Here is a 17,397-nt window from a genome sequence, read left to right as displayed (position 1 = left end):
GATTAAATAAGCTATAATAGTAATGCGAACATAAAAACACGGTCCGGTTGGTAGTCCGGATGCACTGATATTTTCGGTGTCGTATCCTTCCCTCTCGGGATGTCCATTGTTTGTTACTATTTATCGAGAGGGCGGCATAGAAATGAAACTAACGGTCTATTACGATGACCAATTTTGGGTAGGAGTGGTTGAGGAAATAGTTGATTCAAGACTCATGGCAGCTCGATATGTTTTTGGAACGGAACCGCATGATACGGACGTTCTGTGGTTTATCAACCATAAAATGATGGAATTTCTAGCTTCCTCAAAGCCTCTAGTTTGTGCTCCTCGGCCAAAAATCAAATCGGCGAATCCGAAGAAACTCGCTAGACAAGTAGCAAAAGAAATGCAATCAAAAGGGATCTCCACCTATTCACAAGAGGCTATCAAAGAGGATTTGAAAAGTCGTAAAGTGGAGAGACGCATAGAATCAAAATTGCAACGCGAGGAACTGGCTGAAAAGAAACGCAAGATTGCGACCCTTAAGGCTAAGGCCAAACACAGAGGCAAATAACTTAACTTACTCACCGGGTTTTACCCGGATTTTTTTAATTTTAGTCTCTCAGAACTCCCAAGTGGCCCATCCCTCAGGCTCAAACTTTCCGGTTTAGTGAACGCTTTTGGATAGGTAAGGATATCCCGCAGTATTAGCAATTAGGATTTCTTTGTCCAACGTTCTCCGGCTAAATAACAATCCCCGCTATACTGGGCGGAATATTGCCGCTTTGAGTTGTCCGTCAATTGACCCATCCGGGCCAGTTCTTAGCTTCACTTATTCCTAATTATACCACTGTAGCTCGACAAATTGTTGTTCCATTTATAATAGGAAAAATCCAGAGCAACACGCCCTGGATTCGCAAGCCGTTTAGATTATTTGGTTTTTAACCCCGCTCTCGCAGGTGGGGCATTTTTAGTCTTTCCCAACATAAACTCCAACTTCTAAGATCATCCCATAACATACTCCATCCGATAGTATTCTGACAGCACCGATTAGATTGCCATTTTCCCAAGCCGTCACTACCTTAAAACTTTGTTTAAATGCCTGTTTAATCTTATCATAATCCTTTTTTTGACCATAACCGGCAACCAATCCAACATTCTCATAAATATGAAAGAGTTGTTGCCAATCGACAAATCTAAACCAACTTCATAGGTAGCAATTATTTCATCTCCACTTTAGAGAGTTTTCAACTTTCTCCCCTACCCACCCTGCATCGAAAGTAGCCTTCTTTATTGTAAGACTCTGCCTGCACTTGACCGCTAACTATGCTTGATTAAGATGGTATTTCAAGCCACATGTTCATCTTGAAATTGGCAAGGCCAAGTGGCTGGAGTAATCATGGAACCATTAATCACATAGGTGGCTATTTAAACACTACATACTGTCCTTCAAATTTTGATAATAATCTGTTTCTATCTTTACTAATATCCTCAATAACCTTGAGACCAATAACTATTGATTGCTTCCAATAAGTGCTCACTGGTAAAATCAGGCCATAGAACATTAGCTGTCCAAATTTGAGTTTTGGATAATTGCCAAAGAAGAAAATTACTAACTCTTTTCTCTCCACTTGTTCGAATCAGCAGGTCAGGATCAACTTGATCTTTAGTCCACAGATAACCACCGAATAGGTTTTTTGTGGGTGGGGATTTTATCCTACAACTCGAACACCAGCTAGGCGGGTTGCACTGTTCGGAACAGGACTGGAGTTCCATTCTAATGCATAACATCAGAATATTGAGCAGTATCTCTCCCTGAATTTATATTTTTGGCTCAACTGCTTTGAATATAAATCTTAATGTCATAATGACAGATGCAAGTCTATACTTTATCTCAATTGGTACTGTGTTAGTGTCATTAATAAAATCTAAAACATCCTGCTTTTTAATTTTAGCAAATTTAGCAATAGTATCAGGACTTATCTTATGCACTTCAATAAGCACTTCCAAAAATGCTTTGAATTTAAAATCTGGTTCTTCATTTACAATATTGTCTAACATTAGCAGTGAGAACAGGAAAGAATGCAATTCATAGCCTGTTGGTATTTCAAACTTATGCCCATCATTTTTTACTCCCAACAAATTCGATAGGCATTCTGTGCTCATTCCGAAATCGTCCGTCAATGTTCTCAATTTTTCTTCTAATTCTTTAAACCCTATATTATTCTTAAGCTTAATCATCTCTGACATTTTTTACCTCTCGAAATTTCAAACTTATAAAAGTTAATGTACTAAAATCCAACAAACGAGCAATACCACCTAATCAGACTCCCCCCACCTTCCTGTATCCACTAGGCAACCACATCCCATCCTGTGGGATTGGAAGAGTTCGGCGGTTGACGGGAGGGGCTGAGCTTTATTAGAGGCGGGTATTTCTTTTCTTCTTAATGTTAGTGGTAGTGCAAGTGGAGAGGATTAGTGCCTCGACTCAAGTCGCAATATGCGGGAAGTACCCGTGAGGAGGAAAAGATGACCCGTTACTGGTCTTCGGAGGCCTTTTCCGACCCGAGCACTGTATCCTTGAGGATACAAAGAAGATGCTAATTGAAGCTGATAGGGCCTTGGTGGATTCCTTTGTATACGTTCATCTTTAAGCGATGCTAAGTAGTATTGTTTTATACTTTTGACAATTTGCTAAACCTTCAAATTCAAATAACTCTGTACAAGTAGCAATTTATTCTTCCTGTGATAATTCGAATGAAAATAATTCTTCTATGGTTATTTGAAATACATCAGCTATATCCATCGCTAATTGCAAAGATGGATTATATTCTCCTTTTTCTAAACGAATAATTGTTTCTCGTCGAACATCTACAAGATTGGCCAAATCCTGCTGGCTCATTCCTCTATTTATTCTATATTTCTTTATTTTTGTTGTTAACTTCTTCTTCATGTTGATTCCTCTTTACTCAACAATATGAGAGTCATAATACAAAAAGGTTCCTGTTTGAACAAGTTTAATTGCTCCATAGTAAAATAATATATGGCTAGGTTTTATTGCGACCTGAAAATGTCCAATAATAAAAATCATGGTATAAATCAATAATGTAAGTTCAACAAATAATAATGTAAATCGTCTAGCTTTTGCATAATTTTCAGTGGCCAATTCATCCCAAGGTTCATTCTTCACCTTACCTTGGTAAATATATGCTATTACATAAATCACAACAATAATTGCAAACCAAATGCATGCCAGTATATCTTTATTGGCAAAGAAATCAAGTACTGACATAAGTATACATGTTATTCCTGCAAGTCCATTTGTGAATAATTCTTTTTTTCTTACACTTAACATATCTGATTCCTCCATTAAAATGTGATATATTTGTACCTGTTACAAATATATCACATTTTAATGTTTTGTCAACCTCCGCCCAAAACGTTCCGGTGGGTGAACCTTTCTTTTCAACCGTGATACTCGCTTCCTTTCAAATAATAAACCAAAGCATGTAATTTTGCACACCTTGGTTTATTTATGCAACGCAACATTTACTGAAGCATTATTTCAATATTATTTCTCGATCAACGAAAACTTTCTTTGCGACAGTTATGGCGTTAAGTGCTTCGGAAATCCAGTATAGGGGATACATTGTAAAAATGTTTCAACTACTTTATTCGGTGTAACACCAACATTCAACGCCCCGTTGATATGTACTTTCAATTGTGGCTCACATCCTCCAGGTCAAGTAAAAGTTATTATTAGGAGATTTGAAATGAGTTATTCTATTGGAGAGTTTTTAAAAATAATAAGCTTAAGCATTGACACATTACGTTATTATGAAAAAGAGCAACTTATTCTTGTCGAGCGAGATACTGTAGGAAGACGCCGCTACACACAACACTCATCTGACACATCCCCCACCCTCCACCTTCCCGGTTCGGTTATCCACCATGCAACCACATCCATCCTGCGGGATTGAAGGAGTTCGGTGGGTTGACTGGTGGCTGGGGTTTTATCCTATTAGTGAGGATTTTAGGTTGAAGTATAGCTGGGTCGGATATGATACATCCAATTTTATCTAACTTTTCTACTTTCATCAGTATATAACTTTATAAATTTTAATAAATTTTTCGGAAACCTTGCGCACTATCTTTAAATCCAACATTTTCATAAAACTTATGTGCCTCTTTTCTAAAAGCAGATGATACGAGAATTGCATAAGCACAATGTTTCTTTTTTGCGAATTCATCAATAGATTCCATTAACCTCCTCCCAACTCCTTTTCCTCTTAATCCTTCTTTAACAATCACATCTTCAATTACTAAAAAAGATACTGCCAAACCTTTACAACATATACCAAGTGCAGAACCAAGAACTATGTTATCTTCTTTGGCAACTAATAAGGAATAATTTTCATCCCTTAGCATCTCTTTATATACTTGATATGATTTATCAATAGAAATTTCAAATGGAATAAGAGATCTGTATAATTCTAATAAATTTGGAATATCTTCTACTTTTAACTTTTCTATAATCATAATTTAAGACCTTTCTTCCTTTATATTTGATTATTAGCATAATACTTAAATTAAATCAGTATTTTTTATAAATAGCTGAGCTACAATACTTGTATTTTAAAGTAATTAGTGAACATTATTCTACAAACGTGCAATACCGCCTAATCAGACTTCCCCCCATATCCAGCCAGGCAACCACATCCCATCCCTGCGGGATTGAAGGAGTTCGGTGGGTTTGACTGCTGGCGGGGGTTTATGGGATTTGGGGTTGAGGGATAGCTGGGTGCAAGGGTGGCGAATTTGATATGTCACATCCAAAATGAGGGGATTATAACTCATAACAATAAAACTTCTTGTCCACTTCCATAACCGGAAAATTCGAGGGAAGGCTTTTTTGCGAGATTTCCCTAAAACCATTTTTTTCATAAAACCTATGAGCAGCCAAAAATTGAGGTGTTGTGCCTAAATATATCTCTTTAAAATGATGTTGCCTTGCCCAATCCAATAAATTCAATAGCAGTCCCTTTGCTACTCCCCACTCTTTACCTCTATATTCCTGCATAACGAACATTTTCCTCAAGACTGCTTTTTTATCACCTATGTTTTTTAAAGCAATACTTCCAACAACCATATTATCATCTAGACCGATCCAAAAATTCCCGTTATTTTTTTGATAAAAAGCAGGAATATTGGCTAAATCCGGTTGATCCTCTTCTGTTATTGGAATATTGTATTCCTTTTGTTGAATTTTCAAGATCATTTTAAGAATGCCCCGCTGATACTCATCTTTATATTCTTGTATCGTAAACATATGTAACCTCCAAAATTATCACTTAGCGCACCACTCCCGGTCCGGTGAAATAAATTAATCCCCATGAATTGTCGTCCTGGCCGGTTCTTAGCTCCGCTAACCGTTCTCCTCCAACTTATTCCTAATTATATCACTGTACCTCGACAAATTGTAAAAATCCAGAGCAACATGCCCTGGATTCGTCAAGCCGTTTAGATTATTTGGTGTTTCGCAGGTGAGTATTTTACTTTTAGTCTTCCTCTAGCGTTGCAGGCCTGACCTGATCTGTAAGTTTATCAAATTCCCGAAATTATAAATAGGATTAAAACCAAAATATTCATCTCCACACCACTTCCAGCGGGTAATTTACTACAAGTGGTTTATTACTTGGAAAGTATACCATATCATAAGATAGAATAACGATAAGTAATGAGATAATGGACAAAGACAATTCTGTCTAAAATGTTTTATTCTAAGAAACCTGCTTTGGCCAACTTATCCATAGCACTTTCCTGAACCTGTTTAGGAAATACACCTTTAAATGAACTTGTAATAGGATAGTCTTCATATTTCATGTCTTCTGGTAGCAAACAGTTATAAATGCATGCTGTTGTCTTAAAAACCTTTTTCTCTTCTTCATTCAAGTATGTGATTAGACCTATTACCCTACTTTCTGGTCTAAAGTAAATTTCTTTAGATTGATGGTTTCGAGAAGCAAATGCCCATACCACTTGGCTTGTATCAGTTGGATCAATATCGTCATTCACCACAATAATTTTTGGAGAAAGGAAACTTCCCTTGCATGAATATATTGCATCGCCTATTTTTTTCATAAGCTCATTTATATTGCAATTCAACATCTCTTTCCAATTCTTAGGTATAGTTATAACCAACCAAGTACACGCCGATTCGAAAGGCATCCAGGCCATAGTTGCCGGAATTTTATGTTTTCTTAGTGCAGACAATATTTCAGCACAGGCTCCAATTCCCATTACCGGATGATCATCATCTATTGGGGCACCAGCTACTACAATAGGATATATAGGATTATCACGATATGTCATGGCTATTACATGATAAATTGGTTTCTCGGATTTTGATTGTTTTATCAGATATCCGGAATATTCCCCCATGGGACCTTCCATGGCTGTTTCACTAGTAGACAGTATGCCTTCTAGAACAATTTCTGAGCTAGCAGGTACGAGGATGTCATTAGTTTCAGCCTTAATCAATTCAATTGGTTCCCCATAATAACCACTTATATAATCTGCTTCATTCATTCCCTCTGAAACTAATGTTGAACCGGCAACAAGAGGAATCATTGGTTCAGTTCCAAAAGCAAGAGCAAATGGAACTTCTTTACCTAAATCTGCCCACATTTTTCGTATCTTACCAAGATGTTGTCCGCCTGCAACCATACCTACCATAGTTTTTTTATCAAAAATCATAATACGAGCGATTGACCAATTAGTCCACTTCTTGTCGGGAGACTGTACAATAATCGTCCCCCAAGTATTTATATAGCGTCCTCCATCACCGTCATGAGCAAATGGTACTGGAAGCTTATATAAATCAACCTCCTCGCCCACTAAAATATTTTCTTTGCAAGGTGCATTGGGAACAATTATAGGATCAACTGGTTTACGATCGTATCCATCTATTAAAGCTTCAATTATTTCTTTACCAGTTGCTTTTGGAGATAAACCTATAGATAATGCGTAACGTGATAAATACAAATCTTTTTGCCTACTTACTCCAGCTGGAGCTCCTAGGGCTCGAAAACCTTTTTCAACTCCTTTAATGTTGTTAAAGAGTGGAGCAGGTGCACCATTTTCATTACACCAACGGATAATTGCACCCATTTCTAAGTTCCAATTAACTTCTTCTTCGATTTCTTTGACTTCACCAAGAGCTTTTAGTTTCTCAATATATTCGCGAAAACTTTTAATTCGATGCATAAAAAACCTCCTAATTTGCTTTTTAGTTGTCAGGACAAGTATTTGAATATAATAATGCTTAAAATCCATTTCCTATTATTTTTTTCAATAGGATCTCCAATGTCAAAATTTCTTCTTCTGAGAGGTTTTGAAACATTCTCTCTCGGTAATTACCTACTAATGGCCACAATTTTTCTATCAAATTATGCCCTTTTGTTGTAATAAACACAAGGTTATTTCTTTTGTCTTTACTGTCTGAAACTTTATTCACGTAGCCTTTTAACTCTAACTTTTTTAAAATTCTAGTGACATTTGCTTCATCTTTAAAAGTCTCTGTTGCCAATTGCTTTTGAGTTTTACCTTCTTCTTCTACATTAAGCCTGGTAAGTAGGATAAACTGTTCTGGGGTAATTTCATATGGTGATAATACAGAATAGAGGGTGTTCTTATTTATTCCTGCGGCAATATTAAGCAAATACCCTAACGAATCATTCAAGTTTATGTATATAGATAACATCCTTTCAATTACTTGTCTTGACAAGTAATCTACACTAGTCTATTACTTTTGTCAATCTACTGATATTACAACCTGAAATTTTACCTAAATCTTCTTATAAAACCGCATAAACGTCTTGATTTCACAGTTACGCTCCCTACGCAAACACTCCCGTGGGTTCACATCTAATCCAGCAAAACCAACTGAACTTCGAAAGGAATTGCAAGACTCACCACTTGACCACCAAGCTAACATTTATCAATTCGACTTCTTGAACTTACAGGGCGCAAGTCTCTTTAATCCATACATGCCGAGATCATTCTCGGCTTTTAACCGTAACGTTCACCACCGCAGCCTTTCGGTCTGAAGCAGCTTACGGCTGTTTGAAACCAATTCCTATAAACCGATTTCGAAGGATCTACCTTCATCACGGATACAGCATCGTGTTCTTCGAACACGTTCTTGGCACAATCCCTCCGGCTTTCCAGTTCGGTGAGCGCCTTTGGATAGGTAAGGACATCCGGCAGCAATGGCTGTTGGGTTGTCCAGTCATTCAAGATCTCCGCACCACTCACGCAACTTTGACTTCTGGCTAGGTTTTATTACGGCGGCTATTTCTTCTTGAGGTTAGCGGGGGCAAGGTGAGCGATTTGAGATGAAGATTTACTGTATCCGAAATAGCCAGATTAATAATCCGTGCATACAAAGGCCGTAGTTCTATCTTTGGCAATATCAGATTATCAAGCAATATGTATATTTTAGTAAATACTTAATTGATAGCATCAGACTTCAGTAATGAATATAAAATCAAATCAACAACGCCTTTACCTTTCCAAACATACCCTTGTCGAATTATTCCTTCTTTAATAAATCCATTTCTTTGTAATACATTCTGTGATTTAATATTTTCTGGCATGACGAAAGCTTGTATACGGTTAATACCAATGTCATTAAAGAGGTAGTCTGTTATTGCCTTAACAGTTTTTGTAGCAATTCCCTTAGCCCAAAACCTATCATTCAGTCTGTAACCTATTGTTATCATATTTACATCATGAGAGTAGTCGAACATTTCAGCTACGCCAACAATATTATTGGGTTCACTATTTAAACAGATTCCAAGAAATATCTCTTTTCTTTTATTAAAATCTCTTTCAAAATGCCCTATCATATTCGCAACTGTATCTTTATTCTTTTTAAGTTTTACAGGAGAGTATTGAAAAAGCTTTTCATTGCTATATATTTTGAAAAGATTGTCAAGGTCAGAATCCACAATTTTCCTTAATGTTATTTCATCTGCTACAATATATGGAAATTTATCATATGGATTATTACTCAAATTATTCTATACTCCTCTCGCACTTCATCCTAATTAATTCCATAATTACCCTTTATCTCCTGCAATAAGAATACAAAAAGGGCATCCAAAAACGCTCCTTTAATTTTACCACCACTACTTCCGCATATGCCGCATCCCTCATCTTCCCAGTTTGGTGAGCGCCTTTGGTTAGGCAAGGGCAATCCCGCAGCATTACCTGTTAGGATTGCTTTTCCTCCACCCAACCTCCGCCCCCCCCCACCTCGACCGCCAGCTAAGCTTTATTTTGGAGGCGGGTATTTGGGCTTGAGGTTAGCTAGGGTACTGGGGTGGTGTTCAGCGATTTGCAGTATCCGGTATAACCCAGATTGATAATGCTTGGGTACAAAGGCCGGAGTTCGATCTTAATGCACTATATTCTTTTTTACGCCTTAACGCAGGTTTATCGGCGATTCACACTTTTAGCCTAACTGGTATACGGACAATTGGTCTCTTTTAGGTGTGCCCATTACTGCTCTTGCGATACGAGTTTCAAAAAAGCATCCTCTGGCATATATGTGCAAAGCGATAATGTATTAAAATCATTTCTTAAAGCAACTGCAAAGGCCATGCAGGTTAGAAAACCACATTCTTTGCAGTTTGTCCTTGGCAAGAGTTTATAGATATCCAGCGCGCTTGGTAGAGGCCTATTGCCCTCAAATTTCGGCTGTATCTCGCCTCTTCGATTCCAAACATCGTTGACAATGTCAATGATTTTGCCGGTAAATTCTTTTGCTTCATCCCTATCCGAGATAGGAGTAATTCCGATTTCGTGGGCTCTGAATGCATATATCTTTTCTATCTTTTCTTTTCCACCGGGCGACCAAAGCAAGATCTTGCTTTGGTGATCATAATCGACGAGTCCCTTCAGGTCGGCATTTAGATATGGAAAAACTTCGCTGATGTCGTTCACCATGGCAATGAATACACGATACCAGTTCGCACCCGGATGACATCCCGGTGGTGACAACTTCATTTCATATTCTTGAATAAGTCCTAATGACATTGATACCGCCTCCAATCTGTATGCAATTCTTTACTTTTATAGACATAAACCGCAACCCAGCTCAAAGCTCCGCACTGGATAGCGGAAGGTTAACTAACAAAGTTCTAGCCAAGCATTCAACAAATTCCTAAATATTCCTTCTTACCTTTCGAAAAGAATCATAATTCTCCTCCAAAAAAAAACAAAATCGCCAGACAGTCCATATCAAAATATGGAACAATCTGGCGATTTTAAATCGTCACAGTCTCAATCCCCCCTTAACGCTGTGATAGATATAATTAGTATATTTTCACTAAATAACTATATATTTACATTTAATATGTTTCCGTGGACGCACCCTTAACACATTCTTAACATTTTCAGTCTATTTCAAATATTTACCATACCTGAAACCCTTGCTACAAGCGGCTCTCAAAATGTAGGTGTTTTCAAACTTACCACGGTCTCAACGTGCCCGGAGTTGCCAAAAAGTCAGTTTAGCAAACACATCAGCAGTTTTATGTGCCATAAAAGCCTAGCAGAACAGGCAGAATAACTTGACCCGTGCAATAAGTTGGGTTAACTCTGTCGTCAGAAAGCTTATTCAAACCTCGTTCGAGATAGTAGACATTTTTCATGTATCTTACAAATTTCACAAAGTAGTTCTTTCGCATCTCATCCTCTCTTACAATCTGATTTTAGCAGGAATCAAGAGAGAAAAAAGTTCGAATTTGATACACTTCTGAAATCTGTAATATTACCAGTGAGATCAATGGTTTAATTATGGCAGAGGCTAAACTGCTGCTTTCAACTATCAAGTAGACATTTCAAAAAGATTTTGTATTTAGTGTACTATTAATTGTTAATATTATAAATCAATACTAATGTCAAGAACTAAAGTACCTCCTTCACTTCAACCCCCTCTTTGAATACAAACTCTACCTCAACCACCTGCGCGCCTCCATACAATGCCGTAATAACTTTTTACAGAAAGTGCATAAAAAGCGCCATACGCTGCTACGAAAAGGATCACGGCCATTGCGGCGTTTTGGAGTGTCGGTGTCTGCTGACCCATAGATCCAAGCATCCGATTGTAAGTCAACAGTGCAAACACAGTGTGGATCAGCCCTATGAAAAGCGGAATTCCATAGATAAGCCCCAACTGTTTTGCAACAGAGGACAGTACCTCACCTTTTTTCATTCCCGTTTTTCGCAATATTTCGTACCGCGGCGCTTCTTCCTGCGCCTCCATGATGAGTTTGTAATACATCACGCTTCCCAATGCCAGTAGGAACAGAATTCCCAGGAAAAAGCCAATAAACACATAGGAGCCAAACAGCGCAAAATTTGCTTTGTATATTCCGATGTAGCTCATATTGCCCGGCAGCCCGCTGATATGAAAGCGCGTCGGTATGAACTGATTTATCGCGTCGACTGTGCGTCCGGACATCATGTTATCATCGAACTGAAAGCCGTAGAACGTGTCGATTCCATTTGTACTGGCCTGTGAGCGGTAGCGCTGATAGGTATTGTCGCTGACTACGACAGTCGGTTGCTTATACAGATCCAGCGCACCGATATACTTGTGCATTGAGGCGCCGTTTACGGTATAAGAAGTGCTTTCACCACGGAAGCTCACCTTGATTTGCTGACCCGGTAAATTTTTGCAGTAATCAGTTACTGCATTTCCGTCGATGAAATAGCAGGCTTGATCATTAAGCCCCCCTGTAAAATCCGTACGTGCTTCGCTGTAGGAACCCCTGGACGCATGGGTTTCCGATATGATCTTCAAGTACATACTTTCAGACATCAGGTAGGCTTTTACTGATTTTCCGGGTACGGCTTCGCCGGTCTGCTGATCCTTGACCGCATACTGATCGTTCTGCATAGAAACGTTAATTAGCTCAATCTTATCCTCTGCAGTAACGGTGACATCACCGATACTGGAAATTGTTTTTAGAATTTTTTCATGCTGCTGCTCGGTTATATTTTTCGCCAGATAGGAAAACGGCGCATAACACTCAGTAGCATCTCCATTTATCGCACTGTAAAAGGAGTAAGATGCGCTTACCATTGTGATTGTGATGGCCGTAAGCAGCGCGATAACAGCCAGCATTTTAGAATTTACTTTCAGCCGAAACGCTATCTGAGAAACGCCGATAAAGTTAGACGTTCGATAATAGAACGGTTTTCTCTTTTTCAGCGAAGCAATTGCCATCGGTATAAAATTACGAAATAGAAATAAGGTTCCGATTGTAACACAAACAGCTCCGATAAAAGTAGGAAACAAAAGATGCATACCACTTACATCGACATTCATTTTTGCCGAAATTACATAACCGGCTGCCAAAAGCACTAGCGCAACCGCCGCACCCAAAGGAGAAAATGCGGGTATGCCCTCTCTTTGCTTAGCCGCAGAAAGCAGGTCGATCAGAGTGTATTTATAGATAGTTTTATAAGCCCGGATGCCTCCGATGATGAATAGTGCAATAAAAGCAAGGATTGTCACAAGGATTGCTTTCAGCTCCACATGAAAAGGGATGGCAGTCCCCTCCGCCATGAGCCGCATCAGAAGTGAGGTGAAAAAACCCGTTGAAAAGGTGCCAATCAATGTTCCGAAGGCGACTGCCAGAAGGCCGATATAAAATGTTTCAAGGAACATCATGGCAGCAATTTTTTCTTTTCTCATACCAAGCAGGGAGTAAATTGCGATTTCCTTTTTCTGCATTTTTATAAAATAGTTGCCCGAGTATAAGACAAAAATAATGGCAAACAGAAAAACAGCAACAGCGGCCCCGCGAAACAGCACAGACATTTTCCCCGTGCCAAAGCGATAGTTTTCAAAAGTTGGATTATAATACATGAAGCAGAACAGATTGAAAATCGCCACGGAGAAAGAGGTACTGAAAAAGTAGGTCAAATAACTGCCAAATTTCTTTCGGACATTTTTTAGTGCAATATTAATAAAGGTCACGGCTGTCACCCCCAAGCTCCAAAACAACGCCGATAATGCTGTCATAAAATTGCTTTCGGGTGCCGTTTCTTCTGACTTCCCGATCGAGCAGACCATCTTTGATAAACAGGATGCGCTGGCAAAAGCTTGCCGCGAAAGCGTCGTGGGTAACAAGCAGGATAGTGGCAAGCTGTTCCTCATTCAGATCCTGCATACATTGAAGCAAATCCTTGGTCGATTTTGAATCCAGCGCACCAGTAGGTTCGTCGGCTAAAACCATCTCCGGCTTGTTTACAATTGCTCTGGCCGCAGAAGCGCGCTGACGCTGCCCGCCGGACACCTCGCAGGGATATTTTTTCAGGAGCTTTTCAATTCCAAGCTGTACGGCCACATCCTTTACCTGCTTGTCGATATGGCTTGCCTTTTTTTGGGACAGGATTAGCGGAAGAGCGATATTCTCCTGAAGCGTCAGCGTATCAAGAAGGTTGTAGTCTTGAAAGATGAAACCCAATCTGTTTCTGCGAAAATCGGAAAGTGCTGGTTCCTGAATCCCGCATATATTCTGACTCCCGATGGTAATACTGCCCGAAGTAACCGTATCAATTGTTGAGATCACATTCAGCAGTGTGGATTTTCCCGCACCAGACGGCCCCATGATACCAACAAACTCACCCTTATTTACTTCAAAGCTCACGCCGTCGAGTGCGATAGACGGCATACCTGATTTTGTACCATAAGTCTTTTTTACATTCTTTACACTAAGTACTGGCATTTTATTTCCTCCTTATAATAACCCAATAAAAAGAAGGGCAACGGTTCATATCATCATGATAAACCGTCGCCCTTATATCAGTTTTTAGTTAACCTTAACTTAACCTTAAATCTTCACGGAAGTACTATGGTGATAGTAGTACCGACACCCTGCATGCTTTCCGCGCATATCACCCCGTCGTGTGCCTCTACAATTTGTTTTGCGATTGCCATACCGAGTCCTGAGCCTTCTGCCTTTATTTCGGTGCTTGTACCCCGAAAATAACGTGTGAACAAGTCATCCAATTCCTGCGGGGTCATACCGTTGCCGTTGTCTGCAATTGTCAGTTTAACGCCGCTATCAGCATCAAGAGAAATACTAACCTCCGTACTCGTGTCGTTGTGCGCCAGGGCGTTGACGACAATATTTGTTACTGCCCTCCGAAACAGCAGAGGGTCAAAAAAGTATGTAGCTGCTTCACTGTTTGAAATAAAGGAAACATTACGCCCTTCTAAATCAGGTGCATTTAATATATCTATTACAACTTCCTTTACAAAACGAGTAACATTCAATGTTTCCTTTTTCAGTGGGAGCATATTGCTTTGCAATTGATAGGTCAGTTTTAGGTCATTTACCAACTGTTCCGCATACAGAGTGTTTTTCAGTATAATCGCGCCATACTTCCGTGACCGTTCAAAGGGTATATCAGTATTCGTCTCTGAAAGCAATTCGGCATATCCGCGAATAGGAGCAAGCGGCGTTTTCAGATCGTGTGTAATGTTTGCCAACCATTCCTCCCTGGCCTTTGTATCCTTTTCACGCTGCCGGTCAGCCAACGCAATGTCGTGATTCAGAGTGTCCAGGCCTTCGTAAATCTCCCTTAAAAAGCGGTGACCTGCAACAGGCTTATATGTTCTGGAAGCAATCGAACCCAGTGATTCCCGGATTCTTTCGTAGCTTTTTGAAATTACCACATTATAGAACACAGTCAATGCAAGTATCAGCAGTATGGTCAGTATAATTATCATGATAATCAGCGTCTTCCCAGAATTGTATCTGTCCGTATCTACGTACGTGACTACCTTTGAAATTGACAAAGGGAATCCAATCAGATAGGAATACGCCGTGTCCCCCGCATTAACGCTGCTCACGAATACGGAGTATTGACCGACGCCATATTGATAAAGATTCAGAAGCTCATACGGCTGATATGTATCGGATACCGTGGATGGCTTATCATAATTGCATACTTCCTTGCCGGTGGCGTCCAATATCTGAATCCAAAGATCGTTTTTTACTAACAGATTTTTGCCGGTGTCAGATATAGTCGGTGTCCCGTTCATAATATTTATGTATTCTGAAAAGTCATGTGTAAACTCTTTTGGCCAGTTGCTGCTGATAATTTTCCCGCTCGACGTCCTTGCGGTTGTAGTATAGAAAACGGTAAAAGCTGCGGTCACAATAATACCGACGAGAAGAACGACTGGAATAATAAAGAAACGCATAATATCCCTAGACAGTTTCATTTCTCATTACCGCCAATCAGCTTATAACCCAATCCCTTGACCGTTTTAAGCCGCTGAGGATCGGAGGGATCATCCTCAATTTTTTCGCGGAGATGACGGATGTGAACCATTATAGTATTATCGCAGACGGCGCTTTCTTCGCCCCAAATATGTTCATACAAGCGCTCCTTGCTGATGATCTTATTCTGATTCTCCATCATAAATTGAAGAATACCGTACTCCTTGGCTGTCAATTCCAAAAGCTGTCTGGCCTTATACGCACAGCAGGCATCAGTATCAACTGATATATCACCGGTGCTCAGAGTAATACTTTTTTGAGCCACAGCATCGGCTTTCGCGTATTGGACCCTGCGAAGCTGGGACTTGACGCGATATACAATTTCCTTTGGGCTGAACGGCTTTGCCACATAATCGTCACCTCCTGAAGCAAGGCCGAGTATCTTATCGACATCGTCATTCTTTGACGATAAGAACAGGATGGAGCAATATGAAAACATACGGATTTGTTTGCACACCTCAATACCATCGATATCGGGCAGCATGATGTCGAGAACAATAACATCCGGCTGGAACTCCCGGCAAACGGCAAGAGCATCTTTACCTGTATATGCTTTTCTGATATTTCTAAAACCGTCTCTACTCAATACTTCTTCAAGTAAACCCACAATGTCTCGTTCATCATCAACCAATAATATCTTATGCATCATTTTGACACCTCCTTAGCGTTTCATATTAATAAGATAATTTTCGCTTTAACTTCTATGTCATCAATATTTTTGCCCGTTTTTCGGGTCAAAAAAAGTCATTTTCAAGTCTGCATTTTTGTTATGCCGTTGGAGATATTTAGGATCAGGTAGTTGCTCATCTCTTCGTTCCGGCAGAATAATTAACTTGCTACCATGATGATTATTGCATTGCATTCTTTTCTATTCTATTCTATCTGTCAGGTAGGCATGTTCTAATTATACCACTGTGTCTGAACAAGTTGTTGCGAAAGGTATCAATGTCTCCCATTTTCGCCGATATAAGTAAAAATCCAGAGCATGTTGTCGCCCTGGACTACTTTCCCCGCAAAGCCGCTTTGATTATTTTGTATTTAACCCTGCTTCTCGCAGGTGGAAATTTCATCCTACAACTCGAACATATTTCTTCTTGAGGTTAATGAATAGCTCATTAAAATATTCCTTTCCCATTTCAGTTATGCTATAAACAAACTTTTCAGGCCTATTCCTATCCTTGTCCAAAGTTTCTGTGACATATTCCTTTTCCTTAAGTTTATCAAGGTGGTAATAAATGGTTGGAAGTTTAATCTTTGAAAAATCTGATATTTCCTCCTCAATTATTTTATTTAGCCTATAACCAAGTTGTGGACCATATCTTAATAAGAGATTCAGCAGATAAAAAGGAATTTTCAAGCTATCTCCACCTATTACTCAATACTGACTAATCGAATTTATACCTATACCTTTTATTTGTCAATAGCACTCCAAGCTATATAACCACCTTCTTGACCAACTCCACTTGACGCCTCCTTCATCCTCTGTTTTCTCAGTTCGGTGAACGCCTTTGGGTAGGAAAGGCATCTCCATTCTGCGGGATTGAAACCTGGTGGCATTATATTGCAGCATTGTGCAAGAGGGAAAAAAGAGCGGCTGGATAATACAATTATCGCTCCTACTAATATGATTTCTGTGCTTAAAACACAGGGATATAGCTTTGTAACGATCCCTCAACTCTTAAACATCCCTCGATAACTTTAGACAGTAGTTACACCAGGTCCAATTTAAGGACCTCCCTCCCCACAACCCCCACCTTAAACACAAACTCCACCTCAACCATCGACTCAATTCTAACCTTCTCAATCATCTTCCGAAACAAATCTCCATCAAACTTATCAACCTGCTCACTCCCCCTAGCATCCAGATAGGCCTTGAATTCCTCTGCCATCCTACCCTTCCACGCTCTCTCGGCTTCATCGTTCTTCATTCTTTGCCTATGTGCTTGCAACTTTTCAATCTCAGCAGTTGAATACTCCTGATTATTCCGCACCGCATCAATCAACTCTTGCTGGAGTTCCTCAAACCAGAGCCCAATATGAAAAAACGATC

22 protein-coding genes and 1 pseudogene are annotated in these 17,397 nt (G+C 39.5%); 2 read left to right on the top strand and 21 right to left on the bottom strand.

From position 1 onward, the window contains the following. The first annotated feature begins 142 nt into the window (after nt 1-142). Nucleotides 143-553 carry a YjdF family protein gene (locus B5771_RS08450; protein WP_088187133.1) on the top strand — a complete coding sequence of 137 codons (411 nt, stop codon included), beginning with the start codon at nt 143-145 and terminating at the stop codon, nt 551-553. Nucleotides 554-949: 396 nt separating this feature from the next. Here the strand turns inward: B5771_RS08450 and B5771_RS08445 are convergent, their stop codons facing one another. The 6 genes and pseudogenes from B5771_RS08445 to B5771_RS08420 form a co-directional block, all read right to left on the bottom strand. Further along, on the bottom strand, nt 950-1,129 hold the full coding sequence (locus tag B5771_RS08445) for a hypothetical protein (RefSeq protein ID WP_207652682.1): 180 nt from the start codon (nt 1,127-1,129) through the stop codon (nt 950-952). Between the two features lie 341 nt (nt 1,130-1,470). Then, nucleotides 1,471-1,755, bottom strand: a complete 285-nt coding sequence (locus B5771_RS25060; protein WP_282433331.1) for an undecaprenyl diphosphate synthase family protein — start codon at nt 1,753-1,755, stop codon at nt 1,471-1,473. Between the two features lie 45 nt (nt 1,756-1,800). After that, on the bottom strand, nt 1,801-2,229 hold the full coding sequence (locus tag B5771_RS08435) for an HTH domain-containing protein (protein WP_088187131.1): 429 nt from the start codon (nt 2,227-2,229) through the stop codon (nt 1,801-1,803). A gap of 484 nt (nt 2,230-2,713) precedes the next feature. Further along, nucleotides 2,714-2,932, bottom strand: a complete 219-nt coding sequence (locus B5771_RS08430; protein WP_088187130.1) for a helix-turn-helix transcriptional regulator — start codon at nt 2,930-2,932, stop codon at nt 2,714-2,716. 12 nt (nt 2,933-2,944) lie between these two features. Beyond that, nucleotides 2,945-3,334: a hypothetical protein gene (locus B5771_RS08425; protein WP_088187129.1), complete on the bottom strand. Its 390-nt coding sequence runs from the start codon at nt 3,332-3,334 to the stop codon at nt 2,945-2,947. A 205-nt stretch (nt 3,335-3,539) separates the two neighbouring features. Beyond that, nucleotides 3,540-3,718, bottom strand: a pseudogene (locus tag B5771_RS08420) (carboxymuconolactone decarboxylase family protein); the annotation flags it as partial. 34 nt (nt 3,719-3,752) lie between these two features. Here B5771_RS08420 and B5771_RS08415 point away from each other — a divergent pair. After that, the gene (locus tag B5771_RS08415) at nt 3,753-3,959 is read left to right on the top strand and encodes a MerR family DNA-binding transcriptional regulator (RefSeq protein WP_088187128.1); all 207 of its coding nucleotides are present in this window, start codon (nt 3,753-3,755) and stop codon (nt 3,957-3,959) included. Between the two features lie 139 nt (nt 3,960-4,098). On the opposite strand, the gene B5771_RS08410 is transcribed toward B5771_RS08415, so the two are convergent. The 15 genes from B5771_RS08410 to B5771_RS08345 form a co-directional block, all read right to left on the bottom strand. Continuing rightward, nucleotides 4,099-4,518: a GNAT family N-acetyltransferase gene (locus tag B5771_RS08410; protein ID WP_088187127.1), complete on the bottom strand. Its 420-nt coding sequence runs from the start codon at nt 4,516-4,518 to the stop codon at nt 4,099-4,101. 307 nt (nt 4,519-4,825) lie between these two features. Continuing rightward, on the bottom strand, nt 4,826-5,257 hold the full coding sequence (locus B5771_RS08405) for a GNAT family N-acetyltransferase (RefSeq protein WP_207652681.1): 432 nt from the start codon (nt 5,255-5,257) through the stop codon (nt 4,826-4,828). Nucleotides 5,258-5,754: 497 nt separating this feature from the next. Further along, nucleotides 5,755-7,245, bottom strand: a complete 1,491-nt coding sequence (locus B5771_RS08400; protein ID WP_088187125.1) for a UbiD family decarboxylase — start codon at nt 7,243-7,245, stop codon at nt 5,755-5,757. Between the two features lie 58 nt (nt 7,246-7,303). Next, nucleotides 7,304-7,765, bottom strand: coding sequence for a MarR family transcriptional regulator (locus tag B5771_RS08395; protein WP_172408198.1), 462 nt, complete (start codon nt 7,763-7,765; stop codon nt 7,304-7,306). Between the two features lie 284 nt (nt 7,766-8,049). Further along, nucleotides 8,050-8,295: a hypothetical protein gene (locus B5771_RS08390; protein WP_088187123.1), complete on the bottom strand. Its 246-nt coding sequence runs from the start codon at nt 8,293-8,295 to the stop codon at nt 8,050-8,052. 194 nt (nt 8,296-8,489) lie between these two features. Then, nucleotides 8,490-9,056 (bottom strand): GNAT family protein, encoded by a 567-nt coding sequence (locus B5771_RS08385; RefSeq protein WP_088187122.1) that lies wholly within the window; start codon nt 9,054-9,056, stop codon nt 8,490-8,492. A gap of 29 nt (nt 9,057-9,085) precedes the next feature. Then, on the bottom strand, nt 9,086-9,280 hold the full coding sequence (locus tag B5771_RS08380) for a hypothetical protein (RefSeq protein WP_088187121.1): 195 nt from the start codon (nt 9,278-9,280) through the stop codon (nt 9,086-9,088). A 263-nt stretch (nt 9,281-9,543) separates the two neighbouring features. Next, nucleotides 9,544-10,080, bottom strand: a complete 537-nt coding sequence (locus B5771_RS08375; protein ID WP_088187120.1) for a (Fe-S)-binding protein — start codon at nt 10,078-10,080, stop codon at nt 9,544-9,546. Between the two features lie 497 nt (nt 10,081-10,577). Beyond that, a complete protein-coding gene (locus B5771_RS24250) occupies nt 10,578-10,733 on the bottom strand; it encodes a hypothetical protein (protein ID WP_172408197.1) in 156 nt (51 codons plus the stop codon). A gap of 269 nt (nt 10,734-11,002) precedes the next feature. Further along, on the bottom strand, nt 11,003-13,033 hold the full coding sequence (locus B5771_RS08370) for an ABC transporter permease (RefSeq protein ID WP_088187119.1): 2,031 nt from the start codon (nt 13,031-13,033) through the stop codon (nt 11,003-11,005). Then, complete coding sequence (locus B5771_RS08365; protein ID WP_088187118.1) at nt 13,020-13,784, bottom strand: ABC transporter ATP-binding protein; 765 nt, start codon at nt 13,782-13,784, stop codon at nt 13,020-13,022. Before B5771_RS08365 ends, B5771_RS08370 begins: the two co-directional genes overlap by 14 nt. Nucleotides 13,785-13,897: 113 nt before the next feature. After that, nucleotides 13,898-15,289: a HAMP domain-containing sensor histidine kinase gene (locus B5771_RS08360; RefSeq protein ID WP_088187117.1), complete on the bottom strand. Its 1,392-nt coding sequence runs from the start codon at nt 15,287-15,289 to the stop codon at nt 13,898-13,900. Then, nucleotides 15,286-15,996 carry a response regulator transcription factor gene (locus tag B5771_RS08355; RefSeq protein ID WP_088187116.1) on the bottom strand — a complete coding sequence of 237 codons (711 nt, stop codon included), beginning with the start codon at nt 15,994-15,996 and terminating at the stop codon, nt 15,286-15,288. Before B5771_RS08355 ends, B5771_RS08360 begins: the two co-directional genes overlap by 4 nt. Nucleotides 15,997-16,413: 417 nt before the next feature. Continuing rightward, on the bottom strand, nt 16,414-16,704 hold the full coding sequence (locus B5771_RS08350) for a PadR family transcriptional regulator (protein ID WP_088187115.1): 291 nt from the start codon (nt 16,702-16,704) through the stop codon (nt 16,414-16,416). A gap of 352 nt (nt 16,705-17,056) precedes the next feature. Next, on the bottom strand, nt 17,057-17,350 hold the full coding sequence (locus tag B5771_RS08345; protein WP_207652680.1) for a hypothetical protein: 294 nt from the start codon (nt 17,348-17,350) through the stop codon (nt 17,057-17,059). Between the last annotated feature and the right edge of the window lie 47 nt (nt 17,351-17,397).

Origin of the sequence: Desulfosporosinus sp. FKA (assembly GCF_002196785.1) — a bacterium.
Lineage (GTDB): Bacteria > Bacillota > Desulfitobacteriia > Desulfitobacteriales > Desulfitobacteriaceae > Desulfosporosinus > Desulfosporosinus acididurans.
The sequence above is the reverse complement of the archived record's forward strand: the minus strand, read 5'-3'. Positions and strand labels throughout refer to the sequence as shown.